The sequence below is a fragment of the Gemella sp. 20925_1_85 genome (assembly GCF_041433735.1).
In the GTDB taxonomy this organism is placed as follows: domain Bacteria; phylum Bacillota; class Bacilli; order Staphylococcales; family Gemellaceae; genus Gemella.
Window position 1 is genome coordinate 1 of record NZ_JAPWCC010000026.1, and the last position, 23568, is coordinate 23568.

Here is a 23568-nt window from a genome sequence, read left to right on the forward strand (position 1 = left end):
GTGAACGCGGACAAGATGGATTACAAGGACCACGTGGACCACAAGGTGAAGTAGGACCACAAGGGCCTCAAGGTCTTAAAGGAGACAAAGGAGAAGACGGAAAAACTCCAGAAGTAACTGTAAAACCAGGTAAAGATGGTAACAGCTCTGATATTACATTCACAGTGCCAGGAAAAGATCCTGTAACAGTAAATGTGAAAAATGGAGAAAATGGTTTAAACGGAAAAACTCCAAAAGTTGACTTATTACGTGTTGAAGGTCAAAATGGAAACCCATCACACACAATCGTTACATTCTATACTGATGAAAACGGAGATGGAAGATATACTCCAGGAACTGATGAACTTCTTGGATCAGAAATGATTAAAGATGGAGCAAAAGGGGCAGATGGACGTGATGGTAAATCACTAGTAGCTGTTAAGACTGGAACTGAAACAAAAGTTTATCAAGAAGATCCAGCTAACCCAGGACAACCATTAAATCCTGAAAAACCATTAGCAGTTATTAAAGATGGTCTAAACGGAGTTTCACCAACAGTAACAGCGGTTCGTAAAGAAGATGGAAATAAAGGTGTAGAAATCACAATAGATAACCATGATGGTTCACAACCTACTACAGTTCTTATCAATGATGGAGCTAAAGGTGAAGCAGGACAAGATGGTCAAACTCCAACTGTGACAACTCAACGTGGAGCAGATGGACGTAGTACAATTGTTACATTCACTACACCAGGTAAAGATCCAGTTTCATTTGTTGTTAAAGATGGTAAAGATGGACGTACACCATATATTGACTTAAATGCAGTAGCAGAGGCAGTAAGAAGAGGTGCAGGATTAGCTGTTAATCCACAACCTTCTACGTCACCAAGAAGTGCAAGAAGAGCGAGAAGTGTAGGGGATAATCCAGATGAAGTAAGTGCAACTACATTAGTTTCTTCTCCAGCACCAAGAAGTGCAAGAAGAGCAAGAAGTGTAGGAGATAATCCAGATGGGGCAACTGCATCAGCTCAACCAGCTGCTACAGACTCAACAGGTTCACAACCAACTACTACAGACTCAACAGGTTCACAACCAACTACTACAGACTCAACAGGTTCACAACCAACTACTACAGATTCAACAGCTACACAACCAGAAACAAATCAACCATCAGGAGAAAAACCAAAAGTAATTGGAACACGTATCACAGCCTACTTCGATAACAATGGAAATGGTAAATATGATCCAGGAGTGGACGAACCAATTAGTTCAGCTGATATATTAAATGGGAATGATGGTGCAGCCGGTGCAGCTGGTGAAGCTGGTCATGACGGACGTAATGGTGCTGAATTACTAAGTGGAGTTACTGCCCCAACTGCAAAAGATGGTAAAGACGGTGATACATTTATCGATGCTAACACAGGTGATGTTTACAAGAAAGAAAATGGTTCTTGGAACAAGATTGGTAACATCCGTGGACCTCAAGGAGTAGCTGGTGAAAAAGGTGAAAAAGGAGACAAAGGCGAAAACGGGGCTAATGGAGCAGACGGTAAATCACCAGTTGTAAATGTAACTGACAACGGAGATGGAACACACTCTATTACTGTTAGAAACCCTGATGGTTCAGAATCTACAACTAAAGTTAAAAATGGTAAAGACGGAAAAACTGCTAGTATCACTACAAAAGAAAACCCAGATGGAAGTCACACAATCACTGTAACAAATCCAGATGGATCAACAAAAGAAACTGTTGTTAAAAACGGTAAAGATGGTAAGACTCCTAAAGTTGAAGTAACTGATAACAATGATGGAACTCATACAGTTAAAGTTACAGATGGAGATGGTAATGTTACTAACGCTATCATCAAAGATGGTAAAGACGGTAAAGCTGCAACAGCAACAACTACTGAAAACCCAGATGGAAGCCACACAGTTACAATCACAAACCCAGACGGAACTAAGAATGAATTTGTTGTTAAAAATGGTCGTGATGGAGTAGATGGACGTACTCCAACAGCATCTGTTCGTGATAATGGAGATGGAAGTCATACTATCGTTATTACAAATCCAGAAGGTGTTACAACTGAAACAACAGTACGTGATGGTAAATCACCAAAAGTAACAATAACTGACGAACAAAATGGAACTCACAAAATTTCAGTTCTAAATGGTGATGGAACAACTACTGAAACAATCATTAAAGATGGTAAATCACCAGTAGCAACAGTAAGAGATAACCAAGATGGTACTTACACTATCCGTGTAGAAAATGGAAATGGAACTGTTTCTGAAACAACAGTACGTGATGGTAAATCACCAACTGCTAAAGTAGTGGACAATGGAGATGGAACTCACACAGTTACAATTGTTAACTCTGATGGAACTACTACAACTACAACAGTACGTGATGGTAAATCACCAAAACTTGAAGTGATTGATAACAACAATGGTTCACACACTATTAAAGTTACAGGAGCAGATGGTAAAGAAACTAATACTACAATCTTTGATGGTAAATCACCAAAAGCTAATATCGTAGATAATGGAGATGGTACACACACATTAACAATCGTAGATTCTGATGGACGTGAATACAAATCTGTTATTAAAGATGGTAAAGACGGAAAAGATGGAGTATCACCAACTGTAACAGTTAAAAATAATAATGATGGAACTCACACAGTTACAATCACAAATCCAGACGGAAGTAAAACTGATATGGTTATCAAAGACGGAAAAGATGGAAAATCACCAAAAGTTTCTGTTGAAGATAATGGAGATGGAAGTCACACAATAACAATCATCAATTCTGACGGTTCTGTAACGAAAACAGTTGTTAAAGACGGAAAAGATGGAAAAGATGGTAAAGACGGAAAAGATGGAAAAGATGGTAAAGATGGTAAAGACGGAAAAGATGGAAACTGTGGATGTAATGACAAACCAGTACCTCCTGTAAACAATAATCCAGCAGGACCAACGTTTGCAATGCCAGAACCACCAGTTCATGAATTACCAGAATACACAGGTGGTGTAACACCACTTGATCCTCCGGTTTATGATAAACCAGAATTTAACGGTGGTGTACCAGGAATGCCTGAGGTTACTGAAGTACCAGAATTAAAAGTACCAGAAGTACCAGCGCAACCAACACCAGAAGTGCCAGCACAACCGACTCCAGAAAAACCAATGACACCAGATAATGGAACAGTACCGCCAACGCCAGAAGTGGTACCAGCAGTTAATGTAAATCAACCACAAGCTAACGCTCGTGTTGAAAGATTAGCTGAAACAGGAGAACAAGGTTATAATGCTTCTATCTACCTAGGTGGAACACTATTATTCAGTCTTTACTTAGCAGCAAGAAGAAAAGACGACTAGAATATATTAAGGAATACTTAATTAAATAATATTTTCTAAAATAGATATAGAAGTATCTTGATTAGAACTCTAACGAAAATTTTGTTAGAGTTCTTTTCTTTTTTTATATTTTGGACAAAAGTTTAGAGAATTTCTCTACAATTATAGCTCACTAATGTTTCCTATTTTCCTTTTAAAAAGCGTTGAAATTTGGTATAATAATAAAGATACCTATATAGTAAAAAATGCTATGTGAAGGTATTATAAAAATAAAGAAGGAGTGTTAATTTGAGTAATAACATTTCAGATGTTTTAGGAAAAGAAATTGCGAAGTTAATGAAGAATAAATTTTTCTTCAAACCGCCAAGTAATTCAAAGGTTTTAACTAGTTCAGCTATTTATTTATTGTTGACAGTAATAGGATCGTTAGTGAATTTTGAGATTTTGGCAGCATTCCTTTCTGTATTTCCACTTACATATGTACTTGGTGCAAAAGGATTGAGATATTATCTCCCATTAATTATTACTGGGGGTGCGATGTTATCGGTAGTTGCCTCTCCGAGTATGATAGTTTGGTATGTTATACACATGGTTATAGCATATATAATTTATAAAACTATATTATTGCGAGGTTCGAAAATATTTTTAGTTGCAGCAGCAACTACGGTCATATTTTCAGGACTAGCCTTGTATATATTTGTATCGATAAAAATTGGAAAAATAGTTATTGATAGTAAGCAAATATTAGAGTTTATTAATACTTATGTTAATTCTATGGTAGAGATGAATCAAGGTGTTGATAAAAACTTAGTTTTAGAAAGTTTTTCAAATCTGCAAAAATCATTCCCTGTAACATTATTTATCATGTTACTTGTATATAGTTTAGTATTGGTACATTATACATTATCAATGTTAGCTAGAGAATTTGTTATTATTCCAGTATTTCCAAAATTTAGTCGCATAATGGTTAGTTCAAAAAGTGCGTATACATATATTGTTGTGACTATAATAACTTTTCTTGTCGAAACGGAAGCTGGAAGTAATACATACAGTTTTTGGAATATTCTATTCCAAAACATAACAGGGATATTATCGTTAGCATTTATTTTAAATGGATTGTTTACTGCATTCTTCTTTTTAGAGCAAAAATCAAAATCAACTATTGGGAAACCTATATTATTCTTGTTGATGGTGATTTTTAGTCCTATCTTCGAATTACTAGGATTTATTGATAGTGTGTTCAAGTTAAGAGAAGGATATATTATTATGAAGAGGGGGAGATAAGTGTGAGCGATAAGAAAAAGTATGAATTAATTATCATAACTGCATTTTTAGTAGGTGCGATTCTAAGCGGTATCTTTAGTATTTACAGCTTAATAGTATACTTATTGATGGGCTTACTTATTTTCGTTCTTTATAACACACAGAAGAAAAAAGCTGTTGAACAAACAGAGCGTTACATTAGTAAACTGACTAATAGAATTAAAAATTCTTCCGAAAAAGGTATCAATAAATTCCCTATAGGAATAGTCGTAATTGATGAAGATAAGAATATAGAATGGGCCAACAATTTCATATACAAGAATATTAAAGTTGAAGATATCAAGGGTATGAATATTGTAGAACTTATGCCTGAGATTGAGGAGTTGTTTGAACTTGAGACGCCTGTAGATAATCAGTTTGAAATTTTTGGTAAACATTATAAAGTAAATTATCAAAAAGATAGTGGATATATATATTTCTTTGATATTACAGAAAGTAAAGTAGTAATGCAAAGATTTAGAGACACTCGTCCGATTATACTTAATTTGAGTCTTGATAATTATGAAGATGTTTATGACTCACTAGATGATGAAGTTGCAAGTAGATTAGATGCAACTATAGTTATTACTTTAACAGATTGGGCTAAAAAAAATAGTATTTATCTGAAAAGAATAGATGAAGATAGATTTATCGGATTATTAAATGTAAAAGATTTAAAGAAAATTGAAAAAGAAAAATTCCAGATTTTAGATACTATTAGAAATCTAAAGGAAGATTTTGATGCACCGATTACTTTAAGTATAGGTGTTGGTATGGGGACTGATTTCTTACCAGAATTAGGAGAACTTGCAAAGAGTTCGCTAGACCTTGCGTTAGGACGTGGAGGGGATCAGGTAGCCATGAAGGATATTGATGGTACGATTAGATTCTATGGAGGTAAGACTAATCCCCAAGAAAAACGTACTAGAATTAAGGCGCGTGTTGTTTCTAATGCGTTGGCTGATATTGTAAGTGATAGTGATAAGATAATTGTAATGGGACATAAGCGTCCTGATTTCGATGCCGTTGGGGCATGTGTAGGTATATATACTTTTTCTAAGTTTTTAGGTAAAGAGTGTTATATTATCTTAAATGAGAGTGATCGAGATGAAACTATTAAAAAAGTAATGTTTGAAATAGATAGTCACGATGAACAATTATCTAGAGTATTTGTGGACAGTGATGAAGCATGGGAGCTAATGACTCCTCAAACAACTTTAATCGTTGTAGATACTTCTGATGCCTCACGTGTAATTGATGCGGCTATATTATCTAAAGCTAATAGAAAAGTTATAATCGATCATCATAGACGTGGAGAAGATATAATTACGAATCCATTGTTAACTTATATTGAACCATATGCTTCATCTGCTTCTGAATTAATCGCAGAGTTAATAGAGTATCAAACTAAGATAGAAAAGATTTCTCCTATTGCAGCAACTATCATGCTTGGAGGAATAGTAGTAGATACTCAGAATTTTTCTGTAAGAACGGGATCAAGAACGTTTGACGCAGCTGCATATTTACGTAGTAATGGAGCAGATCCAATAAGAGTCAAAACAATTCTAAAAGAACCATTTGAGAATTTCATGAATAGGGTAGAAATAATTAACAATTCTATTCAGAAATCCCCAGAAATTATTATGGCAAAAGCCCCAGAAGATAAGTATTATACAAATGTAATGCTTGCTCAAAGTGCCGATTTACTTCTGACTCTTAAGGGTATTGAATGTAGTTTCGCTATAGGATATCTAGAAGAAGGTAAAGTAGGTATTTCAGCAAGATCATTAGGTAATATAAATGTTCAACTTATCATGGAAGAACTTGGTGGCGGAGGTCATCTTGCTAATGCAGCAACTCAGATTGAGGGGATTAACTTAGATGAGGCATTAGAACGTTTAAATGATGCTATTGATAAAATAACATCTTAAAAATAAATCATAGATAAAAGGAGAAATTATAATGAAAGTTATATTTTTAGAAGACGTTAAAGGAAAAGGTAAGAAAGGAGATGTTAAGGAAATTGCTGATGGATATGCAAAATTCTTAATAACTAACAAAAAAGCTGTAGCAGCAACAAATGCTAATATGGCAACACTAAAAGGACAACAAAAACGTGTTGAAAAAGATAAACAAGAAGAATTAGTTCAAGCTAACTTACTTGCGAAACAACTAGAAGGTTTAGAAGTAACTATTAAAGTTAAATCTGGAGAAGGTGGAAGATTATTCGGATCAGTATCTTCTAAACAAATTGTTGAAGAACTTAAGAAACAACATGACCTAAAAGTTGATAAAAAGAAAATTGATTTACCACACGGTATTCAATCTCTAGGTTATACAAATGTTAAAATTAAACTACACTCTCAAGTAGAAGGAACAATTAAAGTTCACGTGGTGGAACAATAGTAAATAAGTTGAAGGTGATAATATGAAATATCATATAGATTCTGTCGTTATGGCGGAACAGTCGTTATTAGGGGCTCTAATGCAAGAGCCTGAAAAATTAGTAGAAGTCAAGGCAACGGTTGATGCTGAAGACTTCTATGATGAACGAAATAAAGATATTTACAGTGCTATTTTACGTTTAGATGAAATGGAAATAATACCTGACACCACTACAATTTTTGAAGAAATAAATAATAGTGGGGCATTCAGAAATGTGGATGCCTCATTATATATAGTGGATTTGTATGATATTACACCAAGTTCTCGTAATATAATGCATTATGCGAATTTAGTAAAGAGATATTCTATTTACAGAGAAATTCGTGCAGCATTATTAAGTAGTACTGAAGAGATGAACCAAGGAAATGCTGATATTGATTCTTTAACTGCAACTTTATTCGATCAAGTTGAACGTGCTATGGAGCGTGCAAAGACGTCCCAGTTTAAAAACATGAAAGATGTTACTGAAGAAGTATTTAAAGAGATTTTGGCTCGTATGGCAGGAGAAGGTGAAAATGTAGCTGTCCCAACTGGATATGGAGCTCTAGATAAGCTTGTAGGTTTTGGTAAGGGGGATTTAATTATCCTTGCAGCACGTCCTGCGATGGGTAAAACAGCATTTGCGCTAAATATTGCGCTAAATATTGCTGGGAAAAATCCTCGCTCTGAAGATGAGAAAAGAACAGTGGCACTATTTTCTTTAGAAATGGGTGCGGATCAGCTTGTATCTAGGATGATTTGTAGTGAAGGAATGATAGATTCTGAAAAAATTAAACGAGGAAATCTTGATAATGACGACCTTATGAAACTAGAAACAGCAGTGCATTTCTTAAATCAGAAAAATGTCTTTATTGAGGACAGTGCTTTTATAAAAGTAAACGAAGTAAAAGCGAAATGTAAGTTATTAAAAGCTGAACATGGTTTAGATTTAGTGGTTATCGATTATCTACAACTTCTGCAAGGAAGTAAGAGAACCGATAATAGACAACAAGAGGTATCTGAAATATCTCGTAGTTTAAAACAGATGGCGAGGGAATTAGAATGTCCTGTAATCGCCCTTTCTCAGTTATCGCGTAGTGTTGAATCTAGGCAAGATAAACGACCTATGATGAGTGACCTTAGGGAGTCTGGAAGTATTGAGCAAGATGCTGATATAGTTTCGTTCTTATATCGTGGAGATTACTATAGAAGTGAAGATGCTGATGAAAATGAACCTCAAGAAACAAGTGATGTCTCTACTATTGAAGTAATCATAGCTAAAAATAGGCATGGACAAACAGGAACGGCGGAACTTGCATTTATGAAACGATATAATAAGTTCGTATCTAAAACTTATGCAGAATAGGAGAGGTAGTTATGAAAAATAGAAATAATAATCAAAATAATGAAATAAATAACAATCAAAATGGTTATTATGATGGAAATGGTAATTTTATCCAAGGTGGTTACTATGATCAAAATGGTAATTTTATTCCTGGTGGATATTATGACCAAGATGGCAATTTTATACCTGATGATTATTATACCCCTAATAACGGACTAACTCCAGCTGGATATTATGATACAAATGGTTTCTTTATTATAACTGGTTATTATGATCAAGATGGTAATTATGTAGAAGACGAGGCTTTTTCAAGTAATAATTTCAATAATGAACAGTATAATCAAGGTGGTGGCTTTGTCCCATTTAATCAAAGAAATAATTTCCAAGGAAATAATGAGAATATAGCTGATGATAATTCTAGAAGTGATGAAAATAGTGCTAAAGAAGAACCTAAAAAGAAAAATTCTAAACTGGGTTACCTAGTCGTATTACTTTTAGTATGTGTAATTGCCGCAGGTATTTATTATTTCAAATTCTACAATAAAGATTCAAAAGTAGTTCACATTGATCAATATAAAGTTGAACTAGCTGCTTATGGAACTAACCGAAATGGTAAGGTTGATGTTAATATTACGGAAGTTCCAGAAGTTAAAGATGCTGATGAAAACATCAAGAAATTCTTAAGAAAACCTGAGGTGAAATATTCGCCAAAAGAAAACTTAGAAAATGGAAGTAAGGTTGATGTAGAGATAACTCTTAATAAAGAGGAAGCGGAGAAAAAAGGGTTAAAACTTACTGGTAGCTTTAAACGTACTCTTACAGTAACTGGCTTATCTGAAGAAAATAGCTCTAAAAAAGAAGAGAAAAAATCGACAAGTAATACTCTTTGGAATAAAGAAAAAAGCAATAAACTTTATCAATATGTAAAAGAATGGGAAAAAACTTTAAATCAAAATTATAAAGAATATACGATTGATAATAAAGTTAATTACTATGGATTACAGCTTCCAGGAGACACAGAAAAAGTTGGACAAGCACGTCTAGTACTCGAAGGTGACAAACTAGTCAGTATGAAGTGGTCACCAGAAGGCAATCAAAAAGATGTATATAATGTAGTTGCTGTATATTCTGATATAGAGAATGTTGTAGGACCAGCATCGCATTTATACTACTTTACAATTTTAAATGGTGAACCGATAGTACTGGTAACTGAACAAAACCAAGGTAATGATAAGAAATATTTATACTTCAAGAGAACAGCAAATGTTTATCTACAAGAAGGTTTTGAAAAAATAGTTAAAGGTTAGTAAACTAAAAGCTAGGGACAGATGGCGGAAGGGTTGTTTGTCTCTGGCTTTTTACAAAAAAATATTATAATAAAGTTTTGGAGGAAAAAAATATGAATTTTAAGAATAAAAGGTTAATATCAACTGTTATTGTTGTGGTTCTAGTGGTATTTTCATTAATTAAAGGAACTATAACATCAAGCAACAGCAATAAAAAAGACGATGCAGAATTAAATGGATACTTAACAGAATTCTTACAAGAACAAAGTGTTACTAAATTAACTCTGAAAAAAGGTGACAGCAGCCAAGTAATTCAAAAGATTTCTATCGAAGGTGAGATTAATGCAGAAATGACGAATACTTATTCAAGAGGTTCTGTTTTAAATCAAATTAAAGAGGCAAAAGGAAATCCTAATGTTAAAGCTATACTATTATCTGTAAATTCACCGGGTGGTGGTGTTTATGAGACTGCAGAGCTGTACAATGCGCTTAAGAATAGTGGTAAAGATGTTTATGTGTCAATGAAGAAAACAGCCGCTTCTGGAGGATACTATGTATCGACTGCAGCCAAGAAAATTTTTGTAAATACTGAAACAACTACTGGTTCTCTGGGAGTAATTATGAGTTATGTATCTGCTCAAAAATTCCTAAACGATCACGGAATTAAACAAGAAACTATTCGTTCTGGAGAGCAAAAAGCAGTAGGTGGTTTAACAGAGGACTTACCAGAATCAACTAGAAAAATATTACAAGAACAAAACAAAGAAGCGTATGAAAGATTTGTAAAAGCTATAGCTGAAGGTAGAAACCTAAGTGAAGATGAAGTTAAGAAACTTGCTGATGGTAGAACGTACACTGGAACTCAAGCAGTAGCGAACAAACTTGCTGATAAAGTTGGTACTGAAGATGAACTTATTGATTTAATAAAAGAAGAAAAAGGATTGTCTAATCCAACTGTAATCGAGTTAAGAGCTGATAAAACTGCAGAAAGTTTAATTTCTAGATTTGTAAAAGCAACAACAAAAAGTTTTATCTCTGAATTAAATAGTGAAGTAAATTCAAACAAAGTTGAACGTAGCTACTTAGGATAAGGAGGGAATTTAAATGAATAATGATTTAAATAATAATAGACCTTCATATGATCCGTTTCTAAATGAAACTTCAGAAGTAGTGATGAATGATCCGCTACAAAATGAACAATCAACTAATGAGCATAAAGAAACTAGAGAAGCGGAAGAAATAATTGATAAAAAAGAAAAAGACTTCTCGCTACCAACTTCATTAGAAGATTATTTAGTACTTTCTAAAAATTTCTATGCAGGTTTCTGGACTAGATTTGTCGCATATCTAATTGATATGATAGTTATTTATGCTGTGGCTAGTCTATTAAATACTTTTAGTTTTGGACTTTTGAATAAGCAATTAGATTTTCCTATCTTAGGAGAAGAATCTCTGAGTTATGTTATTGTTATGTTTACTTACTTTATAGCAATGACTTACTTCTTCTCACAAACCTTAGGTAAGATGATTATGAAGATAAAAGTAGAGACTAATAAAGGTGAAAAGCTGAGTCTTGCAGATGTAGTTTATCGTGAGCTAGTTGGTAGATTACTAACGATATTTTTAGTTTACCTACCGTATTTAGCAGTAGTTTTCACAAATAAGAAAAAAGGACTTCATGACTTTATTGCTGATACTGTAGTAGTCAAAGAAGATTTTTCAAAATTACGTCGTCAGATGAATGAAAAATTAGAAAATAAAAATTAAATAGGATTGAAAGCTGTAGGTTTTAATAAATCTACAGCTTTTTTACTGTTTTCTTTAATCTGTTGAGGAGTTGAAGCCTCTGTAACCAAAAGTCACTCCCTATATCATAATGATAGCTGTTATTGATTATTTAAAATATTGTTGACTATAGTTTTAGATAGTAGTATACTTAATTTACAACAAAGGTTACAATTGTAGACGAATAAAAATATTTAAAAGATAGGTGTGATTAATATATGGTAAAAAATGAAACATATTTAATTGAAGGGATGAGCTGTGCTTCTTGTGCAGCGCATATTGAAGATAGTTTAAAACAAGTTGATAATTTATCAGATGTTAATGTGAATCTTGCGACAAGTAAACTTACTCTTGTCAGAGAAGAAGGAATAGATAGAACTGAAGTAGAAAAGATTGTAGAAAAATTGGGGTATAAGCTTACTTATGTTTCTAGTATTGAAGAGAGAACATTCATATTAGAAGGAATGAGTTGTGCAACGTGCGCGAAAAATATAGAAGATGCGATTTCATCTTTAGATGGAACAGAAAAAGCCATTGTAAATTTCGCTACTGAGAAGATGGTAGTAAAATTCGATAAAGAAAAATTAAGTGTGGCTGAAATTGAGAAGAAAGTAGAAGAAGCCGGTTATAAAGCAAGATTAGAAATAGATAATTCGGTAGATGACCAAGCTGAGAAAAAACAACAAGAAATTGACGGTATTTGGAAAAGATTTATTTATTCAGCTATATTTACAGTGCCTGTGTTGTATATAGCGATGGCTGAGATGGTGGGATTACCTATGTTGGAAAGTTTAAGTCTAATGGGAAATCCAAAATTATTTTCAACTGTACAGTTTATTCTAGTGTTACCTGTTTTGTATTTTGGTAGAAAATTCTTTAGTGTAGGAATTAGAGCTATTCTTAGAAGAAAACCTAATATGGATTCTTTAGTAGCGTTAGGAGCAGGGGCAGCATTCTTATATAGTGTTTATTCAACCGTATTGGTATATTTAGGTGATGAACATGCAGCTATGAATTTGTACTATGAATCTGCAGCGGTGATCTTAACACTAATTACACTAGGTAAATACTTTGAAGGAGTATCTAAAAGTCGTACTACAAATGCTATTAGTAAGTTGGTCGGATTGGTACCAAAAACTGCTAATTTAATTATAGATGGTGAAGAACATGTTGTAGCTGTAGATGAAATATCTACAGGTGATATACTACTTGTTCGTCCTGGTGAAAAAGTACCTCTTGATGGAGTCGTGATTGAAGGTCGTTCGACTGTAGATGAATCGATGTTAACAGGGGAAAGTATCCCAGTAGAAAAAGAAATAAATAGTAAAGTTGTCGGAGCTAGTATTAATAAAACAGGTGTCTTCAAAATGAAAGTTACTAAAGTTGGTAAAGACACTACTTTATCACAGATTATTAAACTTGTAGAAGATGCTCAAAATTCTAAAGCTCCGATTGCAAAACTTGCAGATAAGATCTCAGGAGTGTTTGTTCCTGTTGTTATTGGTTTAGCATTAGTCGCTGGAATTTTATGGTATTTTGCTGGAGAAGCTACATGGAGTTTTTCTCTAAAAATTATTATCTCGGTTCTTGTTATTGCTTGTCCTTGTGCCTTAGGATTGGCGACACCTACAGCTATAATGGTTGGTACTGGTAAAGGTGCAGAACACGGTATTTTAATAAAGAGTTCAGAAGCTCTGCAGTTAGCTAAAGAGGTAAATACTGTAGTATTTGATAAAACTGGAACATTAACAGAAGGTAAAATTTCTGTAACAAATATAGTAGCGTTTAACAATTTATCTGAAGAATCTCTTTTACAACTTGCGGCGAGTGTAGAGTATCTTTCAGAACATCCACTAGGTTTATCGATAGTAGATGAAGCTAAAAATAGAGATCTAGAGCTGTTAGAAGTTAAAGATTTTAGTTCACTAACAGGATTAGGTATTTCATCAATAGTTGATGGAAAATCAATATTAATCGGTAATGAGAAATTAATGTTAGAAAACAATATTAGTACTAGAGATTCAGTAGAAAAAGCAGAAAAATATGCTTCAGAAGGGAAAACACCATTGTTCATAGCTGTAGATTCTGAACTTGCTGGAATTATAGCTGTTGCCGATCGAATAAAAGAAAGTAGTTTAAAAACTGTTGAAAGATTACATAGCTTGGGATTAGAAGTAGTAATGTTAACTGGTGACAATAGAAAAACTGCGCAAGTAATTGCAAGTCAATTATCAATAGATAAAGTAGTGAGTGAGGTTCTACCAGAAGATAAAGCAAATGAAATCAAAAAACTTCAAGCAGAAGGAAAAAAAGTAGCTATGGTTGGTGATGGTATTAATGATGCACCAGCACTAGTGCAAGCAGAGGTAGGAATAGCGGTAGGAACAGGAACAGATGTTGCAATCGATGCGGCAGATATAGTGTTGATGCAACCGGACTTAAATTCTGTTGTTAATGCTATAGTTTTAAGTAAAAAGACTATAAAAAATATTAAAGAAAATCTATTCTGGGCATTCTTCTACAACGTTATAGGTATTCCTTTTGCGATGGGAGTATTTTACATATTCGGTGGACCATTGTTAAATCCAATGTTAGCAGGAGCTGCAATGAGTTTTAGTTCTATATCTGTAGTTCTGAATGCTTTAAGATTAAAAAAAGTAAAATTAAATTAATAAAAATCAATAAAAGAAAGAAGGATTAATCATGAAAAATGAATATAGTATCGAAGGTGTAAAATGTGGTGGTTGTGCAGCTACAGTTAAAGAAAAATTATCTAAATTAGATAATGTTGATAATGTTCAGGTCAATATCCAAGAAAAAACTATTGAGGTTGAGGGTGGTGCATCAAAAGAAGAACTTCAAGCTGCATTAGCAGATACTAATTATAAAATAGTATAATTTGAAAACACCTTAGAATTAGTTTTAATCTAATTCTAAGGTGTTTTTTGTATTCAATATGAACTTTTATTTATCGTATCCTAAATATCCTATTGCGATAGCTTTAGGTCCAGCGTGAGAACCGATTACTGGAGATACGATTTCTGTTTCTACTTCGATGTCACCAAAAGTCTTTTTAATCGAAGACATTGCTTTTTCTAATAACTCATCATTTGTATAAAGAACAAATAAACTCTTTGGATTTTTTTCTTTTATTTCTTCGCACATTTTTGAAAGAACTTTATTCATTCCTCTGTGTTTACCACTAACAGAAAGTAGACCATCTTTAATAGTGATAATAGGAAGAATATTTAGTAGATTTGATAGAACGAACTGAGCTTTAGTTAGTCTACCTCCTGCATATAAATATTGCATAGTTTCTACTGTCACAAGAACATTTTGTTGCTGTGAAAGTTCTAAGTATCTATTTTCTATATTTTCGAATGTTAAACTTCCTGCTTCAAATTCTTTAATAATTTTTTCAATAGCTATACCTACCATTCTTGCTATTTGAAGGGTATCTATTATCTTGATTTCTATACCATCGATAAGTTCTTTAGCTTGAACGAAAGAAGAATATGTTCCAGACAGTTTAGAAGAGACGCTAAAGGCAACGATACGTTCCACGCCTTGTTGTTTTAACTCTTCATAAACGCTTAAAATTTTACCTACTGCAGGTTGGCTTGTGCTAGGTTTTTGTCCGTTGTGTATTCTTTCGTAAAATTCGTCAGGAGTTATAGTTACGTTATCCTCGAAAATCTCATCATCAAGACGAACTTCAACAGGGATAACTGTAATTGGATTGTTATTTGCAAAATTTTTATTAATTTGTAATGCTGAATCGCATACAAAAGCTGTTTTCATAAATTTTAACCTCTTTAATTTTGTTTTAAATGATTATAGTTTAACCATGTCTATATATAATATACTAAAAATAAAATTTTTTCAAATAAAAAGTGAAATAAAAAGTAAACTATTGTTATTGTTTTTGGATTTTAATACGCTTAATATATTGGTTTAAAAGTAACTTTGTGTTTTAATGTTTATTAATATGGATATTGGATATCTATAATTATATTTTTATTATTTTGAAGTAGTAATACTGGTGAAGAAACATTTTTCTCTGAAATAATAAGTATGATATAATAATTTAGAGAGATTATAGAGTAATAATTTAGATGAAAAATATAAAAGAAAAAGTGAAGGATATAGATATGAGTATAAAAGCAGTGTTATTTGATATGGATGGATTAATGGTCGATACTGAAAGTTTGGCGACAGAAGCATTTATTCATAGTGCGAAAAAACAAGGATATGAGATGACTAGAGAAGAGACACTTTTAGTGTTAGGTTTTACTACAAAGAGTATTTATGAATTTTGGGGAAATTATTTTAAAGATTCTGATGTTAATGGAAAGCAATTAGTTGATGATCATTATAAATATATAGAGAATATATTGTTTACGACAGGACCTAAGAAAATGCCGTTTATAGAGGAATTGTTAATATACCTAAAAGATAATAATTATAAAGTTGCGGTGGCTTCATCTTCTAATATGAATCATATAGTTAATAATATGGAGAAGACCGGTCTTATGAAATATATAGATGAGCTTGCTAGTGGGGCAGAAGTGGAAAATGGTAAACCCGCACCAGATGTGTTTTTATTAGCTGCAGAGCGTTTGGGTATAAAACCTGAGGAATGTATAGTACTGGAAGACTCTAAGGCTGGTGTAATTGCCGGAAGTACAGCAGGTGCTAAAGTTATTATGGTTCCAGATATGTTTCAGCCGGATGAAGTTTGCAAAGAAAGAGCTTATAAAATAGTCGAGAATCTAGGAGAGGTTATTAAATTATTGGAAAATGGTGAGTAAAGAAAATAGAATGATTGGTCTGGTTTTTGATGTGGATGATACGTTGTATGAACAGATAGTTCCATTTGAAAATTCATATAAGAGTCTGTTCGATATGGACATTGATATGGAGAAATTTTATCTTTTAAGTAGATACTATAGTGATGTGAAATTTGAAGCTTCTCGCAATGGTGAGATGACTATGGATGAATATCATATTTATAGGATTCAAGAAGCGGCAAAAGATTTGGGTGTATGCTTATCTGATGAGCAAGCACTTAATATGCAAAAAGAATATAAAAAGAATCAACAAAAATTGCAAATGTCTGATATAACTATAAGTATTTTAGATCTCGCGAAAGAGAATAATGTAAAGTTAGGAATTATTACTAATGGACCAAGTGAACATCAATGGTCTAAGGTGAAAGCATTAGGTGTTGAAAAGTGGATTGATAGGAAGAATATTATTGTTTCGGGTGACTATGGTATAAATAAGCCAGATGTTAGAATATTTGAAATCATGCAAGAAAAATTACAACTTCCTAATGATTCTCTATATTATATTGGGGATTCGTTGGAGAATGATATAGTAGGTGCGAATAATGCTGGTTGGAAATCGATTTGGATAAACCGTTATAAGCGAAAATTACCAGAGAATGTAGATATTTATAAAATAGCGGAAAATAACAATGAATTGTTTGAAATTATTTCAGAAATTTTTGAAAAGTGAAATAAAATAGTTTTAGTAAGTTAATTTTTATGGTAAAATTAGATATATTGATTTTATTAGAAGTTTACTAGAATAAAGTTGAACTAGTACTTTGTTTAAGGAGGAAAAGAGATGAAATTAGTATTTTTTAATTTAAGAGAAGATGAAAAGAGTGCTTTAGAAAGTTGGAGAAATTCTCATCCTGAGGTTGAAGTTGATGTTTATACTGAAGAACTTACATCAGCTAACAAACATTTATTAGAAGGTAAAGAAGGTGTAGTTCTAGCTCAAAACAAACCTTTTGAACGTGATGTATATGAATATGCCAAAGAACAAGGAGTTAAAGTTTTTGCGACTCGTTCAGCTGGATTTGATATTTATGATTTAGAATTAATGTCTGAGCTTGGAATTAAAATGACGAATGTACCGTCATATTCACCAAATGCTATTGCTGAGCATGTTCTAACTTCTGCATTACGTATTAGCAGAAATACAAATAAAATTCAACGCAATGTAGAAAAACATAATTTCTCTTGGAATCCAGGGATATTATCACGTGAGCTTAGAACTTTAACAGTAGGTGTTATAGGTACTGGAAGAATCGGTACTCAAGCTGCTCGATTATTCAATGCTTTAGGGTCTAAAGTTTTAGGTTATGATGTTTATCAAAATGAAGCGGCAAAAGAAGTATTAGACTATGTTGAAAATCTAGATGATTTAATAGCAAATTCTGATATTGTTACTATTCATATGCCAGCTATTAAAGAATACAACCACATGGTAAATGATGAATTTCTTGCTAAGATGAAAGATAATTCAATCTTGCTAAATGCAGCTCGTGGTATGCTAGTCGATACAAAGGCTGTATTACGCGCTTTAGATAGTGGAAAACTTCTTGGAGCGGGATTAGACGTATATGAAAACGAAGGTAAATATGTTCCTAAAAACTTCGAAGGAAAAGAGTTTGATGATGAACTATTACAAACGCTAATAGATCGTGATGATGTAATCTATACTCCACATACAGCGTTTTATACAGAAACTGCAATTCAAAACCTTGTAGAAGGTGGATTAGAAGCGGCTGTTGAAGTAGTTGCTACTGGAACGTCTGCAAATGTGGTAAATAAATAAAGTAAAAACTTAATAGAAAACATAAAAAGCTAGTTTTGTAATGTATGATTTCTTTAATGAGAGAGAACGTTTCTTGAATATTAAAGTAGGTCACATTGCAGAACTAATTTTTTATTTATTTTCTATAATAGATAAGAATATTTCTTAAGGTGAAATAATCTAATGTGAAATAAAAGTAATAAAAAATGTTTGAAAAGTAGATTATATTATATTTTATATTTTAATCTGATATTTAGTGATTTAATAATTTTAATATTTTTTATTAATGTGTTAAATGTATGCGTAATATTGTCTAGACTTATTGAGCTTTATTGTTATTTATAAATCTATTTTTACTTAAAATTTACTTAAAAATAATATGAAAGTATTGAATAGCTAAAGGTAAAGGTATATAATGGATTTATCATAATAAATTTTACGTGAGAAATATAAGGAGAGAGAAAATGTTATTTAATAGACATGGGCTCCAACAAAAAAATTGGCGTATGGTGAAAAAGGGGAAACATATCCTTTTTGGTTGTTCGTTATTTTTTGTTGTTGGGGGAATGAGTATTAGTGGCTCGCAAGTGGCGCACGCAAGTGAAACAAATGCTTCAAGAATAGTTGGAGAAAAAGTTGTAGCAAATAATACTAGTAGTGAAATATCTGGAGGAAAAGCTTCAACACTAGAAAAAGAGCAGGTACCAGAAGATATTGCTGATAAGAAAGTAGAAAAGATAAAACAAACTCAAGATGTTGAGAAACCTGTTGAAAAGAAAGATCAGAAGGAAAACTTGACAAGCGAATCAGGAGAAAAAGCTCTTGTAAAAAAAGAAGTTGATAAAAAAGAGTTAAAAGATCTAGTTGATAAGATTAAGAAAACTGATATCAGTAAAAAAACTGAAAAATCAGTAAAAGAGCTTAATCTTATTTTGTCACGTGCAGAAAAGGCATTAGCTAATAAAGAAATAACTCAAGAAGAAATTGATAAAGAAGTAAAAGCTCTTAAAGATGCATTTGAAAAATTAGAGGATAAACCTAAGGAAAATAAAAAATCAGAAGCTAAAGAAAAAGCTGAGTCTAAAAAAGACGATAAAGTAAGTTCTGAAAAAGATACTAAAGGAAAAAAACAAGAAAACACTACAGAAGATGTTGCTAGAAAACACAACGAAAAAATAACTAAAGTAACAGAAACTGTAACTGAGATTCATAGTATAGCTAATCAAATAAATTATGAATTTAGTGATTCTGAGAAAGAATTAGTTAAAACAGCAGAAAAACTACCAACAGTTTATAATAGTGATAAGTATAATGAAGAAACTATTCAAAAATTATTAAAAGAAGTAATTTATCTTCGAAATAGAGTAGCTAATAGGGTTACTCGTGCTAATTCAGGAAGACGAGATCCACGAAATGGAAAAATGATTAATGGCAAGGATGAGAGTGGGTTTAGGGCGATTTGGATTTCTCCAATTGCTAATAAATATGAGGGTAGTAATAATTTAGTAAACGAAAATAAAAAAGAATTAACATTTTATAATTCAGATACTTTATTTTCAGTAATGACAGCTTATGGTAAAAGAGGAAATGGAGAGCCATTAGTAAGATATCCGAATGGCCCAAAACGTGGAGAGGAAGATCCTACTCCGTATTATGTAAAAAGAGTAGGAGTTATAAGTGGTCTTAATCAAGTTAAAGGTTTAAAACTACGTGTAGCATATAAAAATTTCCAAACAGGAAAGAAAGAAGAAGTAGATATTGCTGCTAACTATTGGAATGTAAATAATCCTGAAGTGCAAATGGCTCTTGTTGGAACTATAGGTGATGGTGGAAATGTAACACCAGGTACTTATCATATTACAATTGGAGCAAATGGGACACATAAACAAAATACAATTACCTATACTTTGACTATCAAACCTCAAAGTGAACGTAATACTGTTAGAGATTTAACACCTACTTATGTCGATGATGTTCGACATTTAACGGAAACCGAAAAAAATGCTTTGATTGAAAAATTTAAAACTGAGCATCCGAATGTCGTCAATCGTGCGAATCATGTTGACTTCGACCATGCTGAAGTTTCAGCTGATGGTGCAACAATGACTATCCATTTTAAAGATGGATTTGCACCTAAAACAATACAAACAAATGAACAGAATGATGCTATAGCAAAACATCAAAGTATTACGGCATTATACGGAGATCCACATGATTTCTACAAAAATCCTAGAAATTTAGTGAAGTCAAAAACAGGGAATGAACTTCCATCTACTGTTGATGTGCAATGGAAAATACCGTTTAATCTACAACAACCAGGAACTCGAAATGCCGTTGTTACAGTAACTTATCAAAATGGAACAGTTAAAGATGTATCCACACCGTATACAGTGTTAGACTTTGTAGGAAAACAAGATAAGCGTATAAATCAACATCAAAGTGGTGAATTAGGTGATGCTAGAAGTTATATTACACTTTCAAATGGAACTGCGCCTGCGACTGATTTAACGATTCGTTGGAAAGGTGGCTCTACTGTAGATACTTCAAGACCAACTGTTCATCATAAACAAATCGAAATTCTTCGTGGAAATACTGTGATGAAAACAGTAGATATTCCAGTTGAGATTGTTGATAATATTAGACCAACAGTAGAGATTCCTTATGATAATCCAAGTAACCAAGAAATTTATCTATATTCACATGAAAACAATAATATTACATTAAAAGCAAAAGATAATAACGGAAAAATTTCAAAAGTCTATTTAGCATTTCCAGCGGATAATAGACAAGGATTGGGTCAAGAAGATAGTAGTTATTTAGGTGGAGGAAGCCCAGATGGTTTATATCTAACAGCAACTAAGATTAAATCTGAAACTACAGGTTCAGATGCACAACCAGCGACAATAACTGTAAGTGGTAATATAAATAACCAACCATTTACAAATGAGAAATCTATTACACGTTATTTATATGCTGAAGATCCAGCTGGTAATAGTAACTATGAACATGTAGGCCACGCGAATGATACAGGGGCGTTAGGACGCGTTCGATTTGTGTGGAAGCCACAAACTTTCAAATATACAGCAACTGCAAATTCACAGATACAAACATTAAGTCATAGAGATGAACCGAGTGCAGAAGCAAGTATCAATAAAACAGGGTTACCAGCAGGGACAACATATACTTGGAAAACAAAACCAGATACATCAAGTCCTGGTAACAAAACTGGTGTAGTAGAAGTAACTTATCCAGATAATTCAAAAGATACAGTGAATGTAACTGTAAGTGTACGTAAGTTAAGTGATGAATATGCTCCTACAGGTGATAAAATCGTGAGAAATCAAAATGTTCCTGTAACAAATGATGACCTAAAAGCAGCGGTTAGTATTAATAATAATGGGAAGATTAAGGTGAAATCAGTTACACCTGTTGGAACAATTAGTACAACAAATGCTGGAACGTCTACGATTAAAGCGACTGTTACTTATTTAGATGATACGACAGATCCAGTTGACATACCTTTAGAAGTAAAAGATGTAACTGCACCAACAATTCAAACACCAAGCGATAGACAAAATTGGGATTTAATTGCATTGGATAGAACATTGCCTTCAATAACAGTGACTTCTGTTGATAATAACGGTGGAACTGGTGTTAAATCAACAACGGTAACGGGGCTACCAGACTTCTTAGTATATGACAATACGACTAAGACAATTAAATTTAAAAATGGAGTTCAAGAAGTAACAAAATTGGCAGTTGGACAAGATAGTAAAACTTATACTGTATCTATTCAAGTAACAGATAATGCAAATAATCCTAGTCAAAGACAATTTACGATTACAGTTAAATCGATGACTACGAAATATAATGCAACACCTAATGAACAAAAACAAACGGTGAGTTATGGTGCTACACCAGATGCGGGAACAAGTATTAATAAAAATGGATTACCTGGAGGTACGACATACACATGGGCTACAACTCCAAGTACAACAACAGGGCCTGGAGAAAAAGCAGGAGTAGTAACTGTAACATATCCTGATGGGTCAAAAGATACGGTTAATGTAACGGTAAATGTTCGTGAACTAAATGGTGAATACGAACCAACTGGAACAAAAATCATAAGAGAACAAAATGCAGCAGTAACAAATGATGATTTGAAAGCTGCAGTAACAATTAATAATAATGGTAATAATAAAGTTAAATCTGTTACTCCTGTGGGTACGATAAGTACTGCAGAATTTGGAAATAAAACAATTAATGCAACAGTGACATATCTTGATGGTACGACAGACCCAGTAACGATTCCACTTGAAGTAAGGGACGTAACTAAACCAACAATTCAAACACCAAAAGATAGACAAAATTGGGATTTAATTGCCTTAGATAGAACACTGCCTGAAATTAAAGTAACTAGTACAGATAATCCGGGAGGAAGTGGCATTAAATCAACGACGGTAACAGGATTGCCAAACTTCTTAACATATGATGAAGCGACTAAAACAATTAAGTTTAAAAATGGGATTCAAGAGGTAACAAAATTACCAGTAGGAACTAACGAGCAATCGTATAATGTAACGATTCAAGTGACAGACAATGCTAATAATAGTAATAGTACACAAGTAACAATTACTGTTAAATCAATGACAACAAAATACGAAGCAACTGCCAATCAACAAAAACAAACATTGAGTTATGGTGCTACACCAGAAGCAGGAACAAGTATTAATAAAATTGGGTTACCAACAGGTACAACATACACATGGGCAACAACTCCAAGTACGACAGAAGGTCCTGGAGATAAAGCAGGTGTTGTAACTGTAACATATCCTGATGGCTCAAAAGATACAGTAAATGTAACGGTAAATGTTCGTGCTCTAAATGATGAATATGATCTGGCAGCTACTGAAATTGTAGTTAATCAAAATGATCAAGTATCTAATGACAGATTAAAAACAGTAGTGTCGGCAACTTCAAAAGTGAGCAACGTTAGTGGAACTGATAAAATATCAACAGTAACAGCGCCAACAATAAACACAGCAAATTATGGAAATCAAAACATTACAGCGACAGTAACATTTAAAGATGGAACAGTAAAAGAAGTTCCGATTCCGATAAAAGTGAAAGATGTGACTAAACCAACAATTCAAACTCCAGAAGAAAATAAAAACTGGGAAATGACGGCATTAGATAAAACTTTACCACCAATGGAAGTAAGAGCAGAAGATAATGCGAACGGAAGCGGAATAAAAACGGTAAGTGTGACAGGATTACCAGATTACTTAGAATATGATAAGACTACAAATTCTATTAAATTTAAAGCAGGTAAACAAGAGGTAGAAAAACTACCAGTAAATACACCTAGCAAAGAATTTATATTAACTATCCGAGTAGAAGACAATGCAGGAAATATAAGTGAAAAAGCAGCAAAAATAACTGTTTATTCGATGAGTGAGAAAAACAACCCAACTCCGCTTCA

Annotated in this window: 15 protein-coding genes; 14 read left to right on the plus strand and 1 reads right to left on the minus strand. The window is 33.0% G+C overall.

Going from position 1 to position 23568, the window contains the following annotated elements; all coding sequences use genetic code 11:
• From O3884_RS07465 to O3884_RS07510, 10 genes are all read left to right on the plus strand, one after another.
• Nucleotides 1-3356 (plus strand): SIALI-17 repeat-containing surface protein (locus tag O3884_RS07465; protein WP_371452679.1); only part of this gene is annotated, 3356 nt, incomplete at its 5' end.
• A 267-nt stretch (nt 3357-3623) separates the two neighbouring features.
• Nucleotides 3624-4619: a DUF2232 domain-containing protein gene (locus O3884_RS07470; protein WP_371452680.1), complete on the plus strand. Its 996-nt coding sequence runs from the start codon at nt 3624-3626 to the stop codon at nt 4617-4619.
• Nucleotides 4620-4621: 2 nt separating this feature from the next.
• Complete coding sequence (locus tag O3884_RS07475; RefSeq protein WP_371452681.1) at nt 4622-6568, plus strand: DHH family phosphoesterase; 1947 nt, start codon at nt 4622-4624, stop codon at nt 6566-6568.
• A gap of 31 nt (nt 6569-6599) precedes the next feature.
• Nucleotides 6600-7043, plus strand: a complete 444-nt coding sequence (gene rplI, locus O3884_RS07480; RefSeq protein WP_003144223.1) for a 50S ribosomal protein L9 — start codon at nt 6600-6602, stop codon at nt 7041-7043.
• 22 nt (nt 7044-7065) lie between these two features.
• Nucleotides 7066-8427 (plus strand): replicative DNA helicase, encoded by a 1362-nt coding sequence (dnaB, locus tag O3884_RS07485; protein WP_371452682.1) that lies wholly within the window; start codon nt 7066-7068, stop codon nt 8425-8427.
• Nucleotides 8428-8438: 11 nt separating this feature from the next.
• Nucleotides 8439-9713, plus strand: a complete 1275-nt coding sequence (locus O3884_RS07490) for a DUF4767 domain-containing protein (RefSeq protein WP_371452683.1) — start codon at nt 8439-8441, stop codon at nt 9711-9713.
• 92 nt (nt 9714-9805) lie between these two features.
• On the plus strand, nt 9806-10783 hold the full coding sequence (sppA, locus tag O3884_RS07495; RefSeq protein WP_294683534.1) for a signal peptide peptidase SppA: 978 nt from the start codon (nt 9806-9808) through the stop codon (nt 10781-10783).
• Nucleotides 10784-10796: 13 nt separating this feature from the next.
• On the plus strand, nt 10797-11459 hold the full coding sequence (locus O3884_RS07500) for an RDD family protein (RefSeq protein WP_371452684.1): 663 nt from the start codon (nt 10797-10799) through the stop codon (nt 11457-11459).
• A 236-nt stretch (nt 11460-11695) separates the two neighbouring features.
• Nucleotides 11696-14149 (plus strand): heavy metal translocating P-type ATPase, encoded by a 2454-nt coding sequence (locus tag O3884_RS07505; RefSeq protein ID WP_371452685.1) that lies wholly within the window; start codon nt 11696-11698, stop codon nt 14147-14149.
• Between the two features lie 31 nt (nt 14150-14180).
• Nucleotides 14181-14375 (plus strand): heavy-metal-associated domain-containing protein, encoded by a 195-nt coding sequence (locus tag O3884_RS07510; protein WP_371452686.1) that lies wholly within the window; start codon nt 14181-14183, stop codon nt 14373-14375.
• A 66-nt stretch (nt 14376-14441) separates the two neighbouring features.
• On the opposite strand, the gene O3884_RS07515 is transcribed toward O3884_RS07510, so the two are convergent.
• Nucleotides 14442-15278, minus strand: a complete 837-nt coding sequence (locus tag O3884_RS07515) for a DegV family protein (protein ID WP_371452687.1) — start codon at nt 15276-15278, stop codon at nt 14442-14444.
• Nucleotides 15279-15592: 314 nt separating this feature from the next.
• Between O3884_RS07515 and O3884_RS07520 the strand changes: the two genes are divergently transcribed.
• The 4 genes from O3884_RS07520 to O3884_RS07535 all read left to right on the plus strand — a co-directional run.
• Nucleotides 15593-16288 carry an HAD family hydrolase gene (locus O3884_RS07520; RefSeq protein ID WP_371452688.1) on the plus strand — a complete coding sequence of 232 codons (696 nt, stop codon included), beginning with the start codon at nt 15593-15595 and terminating at the stop codon, nt 16286-16288.
• Between the two features lie 31 nt (nt 16289-16319).
• Entirely contained in the window at nt 16320-16997 is a 678-nt protein-coding gene (locus tag O3884_RS07525; RefSeq protein WP_371452689.1) for an HAD family hydrolase, read from the plus strand.
• Between the two features lie 111 nt (nt 16998-17108).
• Nucleotides 17109-18107, plus strand: coding sequence for a D-2-hydroxyacid dehydrogenase (locus O3884_RS07530; protein WP_371452690.1), 999 nt, complete (start codon nt 17109-17111; stop codon nt 18105-18107).
• Nucleotides 18108-18550: 443 nt separating this feature from the next.
• A partial coding sequence (locus O3884_RS07535; protein ID WP_371452691.1) for a Rib/alpha-like domain-containing protein occupies nt 18551-23568 on the plus strand: 5018 nt, incomplete at its 3' end.